General features: G+C 71.2%; 13 protein-coding genes. 7 read left to right on the top strand and 6 right to left on the bottom strand.

Going from position 1 to position 10748, the window contains the following annotated elements:
• Positions 1-86: 86 nt before the first annotated feature.
• The 3 genes from ACWEN0_RS26195 to ACWEN0_RS26185 are packed head-to-tail and all read left to right on the top strand — an operon-like array spanning position 87 to position 2070.
• Positions 87-716, top strand: a complete 630-nt coding sequence (locus tag ACWEN0_RS26195; protein ID WP_451978645.1) for a cyclase — start codon at positions 87-89, stop codon at positions 714-716.
• 45 nt (positions 717-761) lie between these two features.
• On the top strand, positions 762-1265 hold the full coding sequence (locus ACWEN0_RS26190) for a DUF3291 domain-containing protein (RefSeq protein WP_451978642.1): 504 nt from the start codon (positions 762-764) through the stop codon (positions 1263-1265).
• A 37-nt stretch (positions 1266-1302) separates the two neighbouring features.
• Positions 1303-2070 (top strand): enoyl-CoA hydratase family protein, encoded by a 768-nt coding sequence (locus ACWEN0_RS26185; RefSeq protein WP_451978639.1) that lies wholly within the window; start codon positions 1303-1305, stop codon positions 2068-2070.
• A gap of 19 nt (positions 2071-2089) precedes the next feature.
• Here the strand turns inward: ACWEN0_RS26185 and ACWEN0_RS26180 are convergent, their stop codons facing one another.
• From ACWEN0_RS26180 to ACWEN0_RS26170, 3 genes are read right to left on the bottom strand one after another with little or no spacing between them, the layout of a single operon-like run.
• On the bottom strand, positions 2090-2458 hold the full coding sequence (locus ACWEN0_RS26180; RefSeq protein WP_451978636.1) for a barstar family protein: 369 nt from the start codon (positions 2456-2458) through the stop codon (positions 2090-2092).
• Positions 2455-2913, bottom strand: a complete 459-nt coding sequence (locus ACWEN0_RS26175) for a ribonuclease domain-containing protein (RefSeq protein ID WP_451978633.1) — start codon at positions 2911-2913, stop codon at positions 2455-2457. The genes ACWEN0_RS26180 and ACWEN0_RS26175 overlap by 4 nt, the downstream gene beginning before the upstream one ends.
• A gap of 11 nt (positions 2914-2924) precedes the next feature.
• Positions 2925-3128 (bottom strand): hypothetical protein, encoded by a 204-nt coding sequence (locus tag ACWEN0_RS26170; RefSeq protein WP_257919930.1) that lies wholly within the window; start codon positions 3126-3128, stop codon positions 2925-2927.
• Positions 3129-3187: 59 nt separating this feature from the next.
• Between ACWEN0_RS26170 and ACWEN0_RS26165 the strand changes: the two genes are divergently transcribed.
• The 3 genes from ACWEN0_RS26165 to ACWEN0_RS26155 all read left to right on the top strand — a co-directional run bounded on the left by ACWEN0_RS26165 (position 3188) and on the right by ACWEN0_RS26155 (position 6863).
• Positions 3188-4153 (top strand): quinone oxidoreductase family protein, encoded by a 966-nt coding sequence (locus ACWEN0_RS26165; protein ID WP_451978630.1) that lies wholly within the window; start codon positions 3188-3190, stop codon positions 4151-4153.
• A gap of 137 nt (positions 4154-4290) precedes the next feature.
• The gene (locus ACWEN0_RS26160) at positions 4291-5334 is read left to right on the top strand and encodes an alpha/beta fold hydrolase (RefSeq protein ID WP_451978627.1); all 1044 of its coding nucleotides are present in this window, start codon (positions 4291-4293) and stop codon (positions 5332-5334) included.
• Between the two features lie 92 nt (positions 5335-5426).
• Positions 5427-6863, top strand: coding sequence for an amino acid permease (locus ACWEN0_RS26155; protein WP_451978624.1), 1437 nt, complete (start codon positions 5427-5429; stop codon positions 6861-6863).
• Here the strand turns inward: ACWEN0_RS26155 and ACWEN0_RS26150 are convergent.
• From ACWEN0_RS26150 to ACWEN0_RS26140, 3 genes are read right to left on the bottom strand one after another with little or no spacing between them, the layout of a single operon-like run.
• Positions 6860-7909: an NAD(P)H-dependent flavin oxidoreductase gene (locus ACWEN0_RS26150; RefSeq protein WP_451978621.1), complete on the bottom strand. Its 1050-nt coding sequence runs from the start codon at positions 7907-7909 to the stop codon at positions 6860-6862. The two genes, ACWEN0_RS26155 and ACWEN0_RS26150, sit on opposite strands and share 4 nt — an antisense overlap.
• A 17-nt stretch (positions 7910-7926) precedes the next feature.
• Positions 7927-8283 (bottom strand): nuclear transport factor 2 family protein, encoded by a 357-nt coding sequence (locus ACWEN0_RS26145; RefSeq protein ID WP_451978618.1) that lies wholly within the window; start codon positions 8281-8283, stop codon positions 7927-7929.
• A gap of 56 nt (positions 8284-8339) precedes the next feature.
• Entirely contained in the window at positions 8340-8849 is a 510-nt protein-coding gene (locus ACWEN0_RS26140; protein ID WP_451978615.1) for a MarR family winged helix-turn-helix transcriptional regulator, read from the bottom strand.
• A 107-nt stretch (positions 8850-8956) separates the two neighbouring features.
• On the opposite strand from ACWEN0_RS26140, the gene ACWEN0_RS26135 reads away from it, so the two are divergent.
• Positions 8957-10729: a family 20 glycosylhydrolase gene (locus ACWEN0_RS26135; RefSeq protein ID WP_451978612.1), complete on the top strand. Its 1773-nt coding sequence runs from the start codon at positions 8957-8959 to the stop codon at positions 10727-10729.
• Positions 10730-10748: the final 19 nt, after the last annotated feature.

The following is a 10748-nucleotide window of genomic DNA, read 5'->3' as shown; positions in this document are numbered from 1 at the left end:
GACGCGCTACTTAACTTGCCGGTAACTCTCTAAGCGCTGCGCAGCTTTCTCCCTCCCCTCTTGAAACCGCAGGTAGGTGGATACAGATGAAAGCTCTTCACTTTTCCAAACTCGGCGCTCTGGTCGCGGCCGCGGCCCTTCCGGTCGCCCTCGCCGCCCCGGCGTCGGCGGCCACCACGGTCACCTTCGACTGCCAGGCCGACGCACCCATCGTCGGACCGCAGAAGGTGTCGCTGAACCAGGACGCGGACGTCACCGCGCCCGCCACGGTCGCCCCCGGCGGCGCGTTCGACGTCGTCATCGACCCGGCACCGAACACCGTGCCGAGCGACGTCAGCGGCAACAAGGTCAAGAACATCAACACCTTCGCGCTGAAGTTCCCGATCCCGGCCAACTCCACCTACGTCGGCGCGGACCTCGCCGGCGGATCCGGCCTCGGCAGCACCGCACCCACCATCGCGGTCGCGAACGGCGTCGCGACCCTGAGCTTCCCCGGCCCGATCGCCGGCGGCGCCACCTTCGAACTGCCGACCATCACCGCCCACCTGACCGCCGGCCAGTCGGGCACCATCGAGACGAAGCTGTCCGGCACCAGCTACACCGACCCCGGCCTGACGTTCAAGGCCGTGGCGAGCAGCATCATCGGCGACGTCACCGCGCCGACGGCCTGCTTCCCCAACCCCAGCCCGGTCTTCACCACGACGACCATCGGCTGACCGCGCGCCACCCCGCGGGCGGGATTCCGCCCGTAGGGTGGCCGCATGGGGAACTTCGAACTCGCTCAGGTCAACATCAGCCGGATGAAGACGCCGCTGGACGACGAGTCCTTCCGCGACTTCGTCGGCAACCTCGAACCCGTGAACGCCCTCGCCGACGCCGCACCCGGTTTCGTCTGGCGCCTGCAGACCGAGGACGGCGACGCGACGTCGGTCCGCGCCTTCGAGTGGGACGTCCGCGGCACGTCCGGGGTCCTGGTCAACATGTCCGTGTGGACGTCGGTGGAGACGTTGGCCGCCTTCGTCTACTCAGCCGGGCACGTGGCGATCATGAAGCGCCGCCGCGAGTGGTTCCACCACGTCCGCGAGGCGATGACGGTGCTGTGGTGGGTCCCCGCCGGGCACCGGCCGACCACCGCGGAGGCCGAGGAGAAGATCAAGCACCTGCGCGTCCACGGCCCGACGCCCGAGGCGTTCACGCTGAAGCAGCACTTCTCGCCCGTGGCGGAAGCCCGCGAGGGTGACCCCGGCTGGCTGTGCCCCGCGTAACACCGGCCGCGTGCGGGGAGTGTGCAAGGGTGTCGGCATGGCTGACGAACTGGTGCACTACGACGTGGTGGGCGGCACCGCCACGATCACCCTGGACTCCCCGCACAACCGCAACGCGCTCTCGGCCCAGCTGCGCCGCGAACTCTCGGACTCGCTGAGCAAGGCGGCGGCCGACGACGCCGTCCGCGTCATCGTGCTGACCCACACGGGCCCGGTGTTCTGCGCGGGGATGGACCTCAAGGAGGCCCGCGGCGCCGGCGCGGGCGACCAGGGCGTGAACGAGTTCCCGAAGATCCTCGAGCAGCTGTGGACGAGCCCGAAGCCGGTGGTCGCCCGGCTGGCCGGCCCGGCCCGCGCGGGAGGCATCGGCATGGTCGCGGCGTGCGACATCGCGGTGGCGGTGCCGGAAGCGACGTTCGCCTTCTCCGAGGTCCGCATCGGCGTGGTCCCGGCGGTCATCTCCCTGACGGTGCTGCCGCGGTTGAACCCGCGCGCGGCGCACGAACTGTTCCTGACGGGCGACACGTTCGACGCCCGGCGCGCGGTCGAAATCGGCCTGCTGAACTCGGCGACGTCCGACCTCGACGCCGAAGTGGCCCGGTTCGTGAAGGCACTCGCGGCGGGCGGCCCGAAGGCGCTGGCCGCGACGAAGGAACTGCTGAGCCGCCCCCGCCCCGCGACGCCGTCGGAGGGCTTCGAGGAGATGCTCGGCCTCTCGGCGAAGTTCTTCGCCAGTGAGGAAGGCCAGGAGGGCATCCTGGCCTTCGCCCAGAAGCGCAAGCCGAACTGGGTCCCCGAGGACTGACGTGGCGGCCGGACGCCGCTCAGGCGTCCGGCAGCACGACCGTGAGCCGCCACGAGCCGGCGCTGCGGCCGCTCGGCCCGAGGGCGCGCTGCGCGTCCGAAAGCACGCTGCGGATCGCCAGGTACGTCTTCGGCTCGGCCTTGCGCAGCGCTTCCGAGCCCGGCCAGATCAGCACGTGCTCCCCCGGCGGCAGCCACGACAGATCCGTCAGGCAGTCGTAGAGCGCGTCGAGGTTGTGGCCGAAGTAGTCCGGAAAGGACAGTGCCTCGGCGAACGCGTTCAGCGTGCCCGCCTTGTCCACGGTCGGCTGCGAGTTCACCACGTGCGGGTACGCGCCCCTCGCGAAGGCCTCTTCGGCGGCGGCCTTCGCCTGCTCCGACGCGCTCATCGGGCCGGGTCCACGACGACGAACGACGCGTAGTGGTCGCCGGTGTAGTACAGCTCGTGCGCAGAGCCCGTGATCAGCCGCCGCGCGCCGCGGTCGGCGCTGCCCGGGGTCTTCACGGTGTACTCGTGGTAGTAACCGGACTTCTTGGCGGGCAAGCGCTTCTCGCGGTTCTCGAACACGACGTCGTCGTTGCGCGGGTACGGGTACGGGCCGCCCTTTTCGATCAGCTTCCACGTGTCGGACGCCTGCGGGGGCAGAGCCGACAACGCCTTGACGGGCAGCCCGGAGTCGGTGCCCGGCACGGCCGCGCTCCCCTTCGCGGGCGCACTCGCCGAGGTGCTCGAAGCAGGCGTCGCCGGCGAGGTGCCGCTCACGACGTCCTTGACCAGCCAGCCCCCCAGCACCAGCACGAGGAGCCCGATCAGGGCGGCGGTGATCCGCCTTCGGTTGAACATGGTGCGCCAGCCTAGGACGGGGTGTCGGAGCGGTCGTCGTCACGCCCCGGAGTGAGCCGGCGGGCGAACAGGCCCACGAGCTTGTCGAGCACCCACGCGGCGGCCAGGCACAGCGGCACGACGACCACCATGACCAGCACGAACTGGACCGGGAACCACGCCTGGGCGAGCCACAGCTCGACCCCGTCCCACCAGTCGGCAAGCCCGTTGAACACGGTGTGAGCCTACGCGCGGTCTGCTGCCCCCGCGCCCCAGGGGAGGTACGTTGCCTGACATGTTCGCCGTGTACGCGCAGGAACCCAACGCCGAAAGCCCGCTGGACTCGCTCGTCGTGGGCGAGCGACCCGAACCCGACGTGCCGGACGGCTGGGTCCGCGTGCACGTCAAGGCCGCCAGCCTCAACATGCACGACCTCTGGACCCTGCGGGGCGTCGGCATCAAGCCCGACCAGTTCCCGATGATCCTCGGCTGCGACGGCGCCGGCACCCTCGACGACGGCTCCGAGGTCGTGATCCACTCCGTGATCAACGCGCCGGGCTGGCAGGGCGACGACACGCTCGACCCGAAGCGCACGCTGCTCACCGAGAAGCACCAGGGCACCTTCGCCGACCAGGTGATCGTCCCGGCCCGCAACGTCGTCCCGAAGCCCGCCGGGCTCACCTTCGCCGAAGCCGCCACGATGGGCACGGCCTGGCTGACCGCCTACCGGATGATCTTCGTCAAGTCCGGGCTGCGGCCGGGCCAGACGATGCTCGTGCAGGGCGCCTCCGGCGGCGTCTCGACGGCGCTGGTGCAGCTCGGCCGCGCGGCCGGGCTCCGCGTCTGGGTCACCGGCCGCACCGAGGAGAAGCGCGCCCTCGCCTCGAGCCTGGGCGCCCACCGGACGTTCGAGTCGGGCGCGCGGCTGCCCGAACGCGTCGACGCCGTGTTCGAGACGGTCGGCAAGGCCACCTGGTCACACTCGGTGAAGTCGCTCAAGCCGGGCGGCATCATCGTGGTCTCCGGCTCGACCAGCGGCCCCGACGCGAACGCCGAGCTGCAGCGCGTCTTCTTCCTCCAGCTGCGCGTCTCCGGGTCGACCATGGGCACCCGCGACGAGCTCGCGGACCTGCTCGCCTACCTCGACCTGACCGGCGTCCGGCCGCAGATCGGCACCGAGCTGCCGTTCACCGAGGCCCCCAAGGGGTTCCGGGCGATGCTCGACGGCGACACCGCCGGCAAGATCGTCTTCACCCGCTAGAGCCCCGCTGAGCTGGGCGGATCGTCTTGTTCCGCCCGGCTCGGCATCAGGTGAATCTCTAACGTACTCAGTTCGAGATCTGGTCGTTAGCACCTGAATTCGACCAAAAGCCAATGGTCGCAAGGTAATCTGTAGTCATGACCGCGACGCAGCGGCCCGACTCGGCTGGACCGGGCGGCCGGCCCAGCAGCGACCCGGACCCCATCCGGGTCTCCTTCCGGCGCTACGCCGGCGTCCGCACCCGTGTCCTCGAGGTCGGCGAACCCGCCCAGGACCCGGAGCTCCCCCGCCGCTCACTGCGCCGGCGGTCCGCCGTGCCGCACGTCCGGCCCTCGGCGCCACGCTTGGTGCTGCTGCACGGGTACTGCGACAGCGCCGACACGTGGCGCCCCGCCCTGGAGCAGCTCGCGGCCGCCGGGATCCCGGCGGTCGCGGTCGATCTGCCCGGCTTCGGGGACGCGCAGCCGCTGCGGCCCGGCCCGATGCTGCCGCAGCTCGACGCGTTCACCACGGCCGTCGTCCGCGAACAGGCCGTGCTCGGCTCGGTCGTGCTGGCCGGCAACTCCCTCGGCGGCACGATGAGCCTGCGCGCGGCCCAAAACAGCCGTTTGCCGATCTCCGGCGTCGTCTCGATCGCCGCGCCCGGGTTCGTCGACTCGTGGCTGATCCGCACGGTCGCGCGCTACCCGCTGCCGCTGCGGCTGTACTCCTCGCTGCCGGTACCGGTGCCGGGCTTCCTGGTGCGCAAGGTCGCCGAGCAGGTCGTCCCGCGGCTGCTCTACGCGAACTCGACCGCGGCGGACGCGACGCAGGTGCAGCGCTTCACCGCGCTCTTCCCGGACTACCGGGCGACCAAGAACCGCCTGGAGGAGGCCCGCCAGCTCGTCGCCGAGCTCGCCGACGCCTACCGGCTCGACTCGGTGAAGGTCCCGCTGCTCGTCGTCGCGTGCGGCAAGGACAAGCTGGTCACGGCCGCGTCCGGGCGCCAGCTGCACACGCTGGTGCCGCACAGCAGGCTGCTGGTCCGCGAGGACTGGGGGCACTGCCCGCAGCTGGACGACCCGGTCGAGATCGCCGAGCTGCTCACGTACTTCGCGGCGAGCGCGGTCCGGACCACCCAGGCCAAGCGGGCCGCCGAAACGGCGTCGCGGGCCGTGAGCGAGGACACCGCGGCGGGCTGAGCGGCTCACACTGTCTTCACGCGGAGTTGGCGGTAGGTTCCCCCGTTGGGGTCCGTGATCCGGGCTCGTACACCGACGTTCGGGAGACGAAGATGTCCGCTCCAAGCCTGGGCTCCAGCTCCGGCATCTTCCGGCGCAAGCCGATCGACCAGATCCAGGACACCAGCGAAAGCGGTGGCCTCAACCGCACCCTGGGCCTGTGGCAGCTGACCGCCATCGGCATCGGCGGCATCATCGGCGCGGGGATCTTCGCCCTCGCCGGCAGCGTCGCGCACGGCGACGACTCGGCGGGCATCCCCGGCGTCGGCCCGGCCGTGCTGATCTCGTTCCTCATCGCCGGCGTCGCGAGCGCCGCGGCCGCGTTCTCCTACGCCGAGTTCGCGGGCCTGATCCCCAAGGCCGGTTCGGCCTACACCTACGGCTACGCGGTGCTGGGCGAGGTGGTCGGCTGGTTCATCGGCTGGGACCTGCTGCTGGAGTACACCGCGATCGTCTCGGTCGTCGCGATCGGCATCTCCGGCTACTTCAGCTTCCTGCTCGGCCAGCTCGGCCTCGACCTGCCCGCCTGGATGCTCGGCGCGCCCGGCACCGGCCCGGGCCACAAGGTCGACCTGTTCGCCGCGCTGCTGTGCCTGCTGATCGCGTACCTGCTCAACCGCGGCATCCGCAGCGCCGCCCGGTTCGAGACGGCGATGGTCGGGATCAAGGTCCTGATCGTGCTGGTGGTCATCCTGGTCGGCTTCTTCTACGTCAAGACCGGCAACTACACGCCGTTCGCCCCGGCGGGCTTCGGCGGCGCGGTGACCGGTGCCGCGACGGTGTTCTTCGCCGTCTTCGGGTACGACGCCATGAGCACCGCGGCAGAAGAGTCCAAGGACGCGCAACGGCACATGCCGAAGGCGATCATCTACTCGCTGGCCATCTCGATGGTGCTGTACGTGCTGGCCTGCCTGGTGCTGACCGGCATGCAGAAGTACACCGAGATCGACCCGAAGAGCGGCTTCTCGACGGCGTTCAAGTCCGTCGGGCTCTCCGGGCTGGCCACGGTGATCGCGATCGGCGCCATCATCGGCATCCTCACCGTGCTGTTCACGTTCCTGATGGGCGCCACCCGCGTCGGCTACTCGATGAGCCGCGACGGCCTGCTCCCGCCGTGGCTCGGCAAGACGAACCCGAAGCGCCAGGTGCCGAGCCGGATGACCTGGATCCTCGGCGGCGCGTCGGCGGTCATCGCCGGGCTGCTCCCGATCGGCGAGGCCGCCGAGCTGACGAACATCGGCATCCTGCTCGCCTTCGTCGTCGTCTGCGTCGCGGTGATCGTGCTGCGCTACAAGCAGCCCGACCTGCCGCGGACGTTCAAGACGCCGGGCATGCCGGTGGTCCCCGCGATCGGCGTGGTGTTCTCGATCTGGCTGATCACGTTCCTGCAGCCGGCGACCTGGCTGCGGTTCGCCGTCTGGTTCGTCATCGGCATGGTCATCTACTTCGCCTACAGCAAGCGGCACTCGGTACTGAACCGCGAGGGTTAGCGGATCCGGTCGAGGCGCGCGGCGGCGTCGCGCGCCTCGACCTTCAGCCGTTCGACGATCACCGCGGCCGAGGCGTCGTAGGCGAGCGGGTAGGTCTGGCCCGCCCACAGGGATATCGCTTCGGGGTCACCGGCTTTCGCCGCCGCCTTGCGCACCGGCCCGGCCAGGCTGTTCAGCTGCGGGTACGCGGCGGGCGCGCCCTCGGACAGCGCGTCCATGAACCTGTTGACCAGGCCGCGTGCCGGGCGTCCGCTGAAGGCGCGCGTGAACGCCGTCTCGCGCTCGGCGAGCGCCAGCGCCTTGCGGTGCGGCTCGGACGTCCCGGCTTCGTCGGCGCGCAGGAAGACCGTGCCCAGCTGGGCGGCCGCGGCACCGGCGGCGAGCACGGCCGCGACGTCGGCGCCGTGCACCAAGCCGCCTGCGGCGATCAGCGGCAGGTCGACGTGCGCGGCGACCAGCCGCAGCAACGCGAGCACGCCGTATTCCGCGCCGCCACCGGGCGAGGCGGCGTCGTCGGTGAACAGGCTCCGGTGCCCACCCGCCTCGAACCCCTGCACCACGAGCGCGTCGGCGCCGAGGTCCACGGCCCGCCGCGCGGCTTCCGGCGTGGTCACCGTGACGACGACCTTGCTCCCGGCCTCGTGCAGGCGCACGACGTCCGACGGCGTGGGCGGCCCGAAGGTGAACGACACCACGGGAACGCCCTTCTCGAGGACGACGTCCAGCTTCGCCGGGTAGGCGTCGTCGTCCCACTTCGCCTCGCCGAGCTCGACGTCGTACTGACGCGCGAAGGCCTCCAGACGCTCGCGGTGCGCGGAGACGTCGGCGCCGGTGTCGGGCTGCGGGACGAAGAGGTTGACGCCGAACGGCTGCCCGGTCAGCTCGCGCGTGCGGTCGATCTGCGCGGCGAGCGCCGCCGGGGTGAGCATGCCGGCGCTCAGGAAGCCGAAACCGCCGGCCTCGGTCACCGCGGCGACCAGCTCGGGCGTGGTCGGGCCGCCCGCCATCGGGGCGGCGATGACCGGGAAACTCAGCTCGTCGAACATGCCGCCGAGCGTAGTACTCAGACGGGCAGCACCATCGTGTACAGCTTCTTGATGCGCCCGTCCTCGACGAGGGCGACGTCGATCCCGCGCACGACCGGCGGGCCGCCCGCCGGGCCGAGCGCCCAGGCGAGGTGGCCCAGGTCGCGGTTCACCAGCACCGGCCCGGCCGGCGAGAACTCGAAGTCCGGAGACTGCGCCAGCAGCCCGCGGGCCTTGGCGTCCAGCTCCTCGTGGCCGGTCGCGAACCCTTCGGGATCGGCGAACTCGACGTCGGCCGCGTAGGTCGCCGCGATCGCCTTCGCGCGCCGCTCGTCGTCGCGCTCGTTGAAGACCTTCAGGAGATTGGCCTCCATCAGCTCGGCCACCGTCGCCATCACACCCTCCTCGTTCCGAAGACGACCGCCATATTACGTGACATGTCACGTAATTGTCAGGGGTGGTCCTCCGGCCGCGGCAGGCTGCCGTGCTCGACGAGCGAGTCGTAGACGCGGTCGAGCAAGGCGGCCAGCTGCGGCTGCCCGTCCGGCCCGAGCGCGTCCAGGAAGGCCTTGCGCACGAACTCGACGTGGTCCGGCGCGGCCCGCCGGAGCGCCTCCCAGCCGTCGCCGGTCAGCTCGACGTCGGTGGCCCGGCGGTCTTCGGGACTGACGCCGGTGCCGACCAGGCCGCGTTCCCGCATCCGCTTGAGGTGGTGCGAAAGCCTGCTGCGCTCCCAGCCGATGCGGATCGCGAGGTCGGTGACCCGCATCCGGCCGGCGGGCTCGCTCGTGAGGGCGACCAGCACGTGGTAGTCCGCGAGCGACAGGCCGCTGTCGGCGCGCAGTTGCCGGTTCAGCTCGTACTCCAGGCGGAGGTGCACCTTCATGTAGGCGTACCAAGCGGCCGTCTCGGCGCCGGTAAGCAGCGCGAACGGCGAGCCCGGCACGAAGTCCCGCGTCACCTCGCGAGCTTAACCACCCGAACTGGTCTAGACCACGACCGCCGGAAATGCGACGATCCGGCCAGGTGCGACGGCGAGGTCGCGCCCATCCCGCCAGGAGGTCCCCGGTGAAGACACCCCTCGCGCGGCGCGTCGGCCGCGCACTCGCCGTGCTGGCCCTGATCGGCGCCAGTACCACCGCCGGCCAGCTCACCCCGGCCGCCGCGGCCACCCCCGCGCTGCAGTCGATCGTGCCCGTCCCGGTGTCGGTGACACCGGCGGCCGGCGTCGCGTTCCCGCTGGTCCCGACGACGAAGATCGTCACCGAAGCCGGCTCGGCGCCCGCCAAGCAGGTCGGCGACTACCTCGCCGGGGTGCTGCGCCCCTCGACGGGCTTCGCGCTGCCGGTGTCCGACGCCCCGGCGTCCGTGCCGTCGGACAGCATCGCGCTCCTGCTCAGCGGCGCGCCCGCGTCGGTCGGCGCGCAGGGCTACCAGCTGGTGGCCACCGCTTCGTCGGTCACCGTGCGAGCCACCACCGCCGACGGACTGTTCGCGGGCGTCCAGACCCTGCGGCAGCTGCTGCCGGGCCGGGTCGAGAGCCCCACCGCGCAGACGGGCCCGTGGAGCGTCCCGGGCGCGACGATCCTCGACTACCCGCGTTTCGGCTACCGCGGCGCGATGCTCGACGTCGCGCGGCACTTCCACCCGGTGCCGACGGTCAAGCGGTACATCGACGAGCTCGCCCAGTACAAGGTCAACAACCTGCACCTGCACCTGGCCGACGACCAGGGCTGGCGCATCCAGATCGACAGCTGGCCCCGGCTGGCGACCTACGGCGGCAGCACGCAGGTCGGCGGCGGCGCGGGCGGCTACTACACGAAGGCGCAGTACACGGACATCGTGAACTACGCGGCTTCGCGCCACATCACGATCATCCCCGAGATCGACATGCCGGGGCACGTGAACGCGGCCCTGGCGTCGTACGCCGAACTGAACTGCAACGGTGTCGCGCCGGCGCTGCGCACGGACACGGCGGTCGGCTACAGCTCGCTGTGCATCTCGAAGGACATCACGTACACGTTCATCGCGGACGTCCTGCGCGAACTGGCGGCCCTGACGCCGGGCCCGTACCTCCACATCGGCGGCGACGAAGCCTCGTCGACGTCGTCGGCGGACTACCTGACGTTCGTGAACAAGGTGCTGCCCCTGGTCGCGGCGACCGGCAAGTCGGTGGTGGGCTGGCACGACATCGCGAAGGCCACGCTGCCCGCTTCGGCGACGCCGCAGTTCTGGGGCACCACGACGGCGGACTCCGGCGTGTCGGCCGCGGTTTCGCGCGGCAGCAAGGTGATCCTGTCGCCGGCGAACAAGGCGTACCTCGACATGAAGTACAACAGCTCGACCCCGATCGGCCTGTCGTGGGCGGGCTACATCGAGGTCCAGGACGCGTACGGCTGGAACCCGGGGTCGTACCTGTCGGGCGTCGGCGAGTCGGCCGTCCGCGGCGTCGAATCGCCGCTGTGGGCGGAAACCGTGGTGACGCCCGCGGACATCGACTACCTGGCGTTCCCGCGGCTGGCGGCGCACGCCGAGCTGGGCTGGTCCCCGTGGTCGACCCACGACTGGACGGCGTTCCGCACCCGCCTGGGCGCCCAGGCCCCGCGCTGGGTGGCGCACTCGATCAACTTCTACCGCTCGGCCCAGGTCGCGTGGGACACGGGCGGCACGACGAACCCGGGGACGTGCGCGGACCCGGAGTGGAGCGCGTCGCAGGTGTACACCGGCGGGAACGTGGTGTCCCACAACGGCCACAAGTGGACGGCGAAGTGGTGGACGCAAGGCGAGGAGCCGGGTACGACGGGCCAGTGGGGAGTGTGGACGGACAACGGCGCCTGCTGAGCCGGCGGCCGGGCTCGCT

It is taken from the genome of Amycolatopsis sp. NPDC004378 (assembly GCF_053602455.1).
This window is presented reverse-complemented; position numbering and strand designations above follow the sequence as displayed.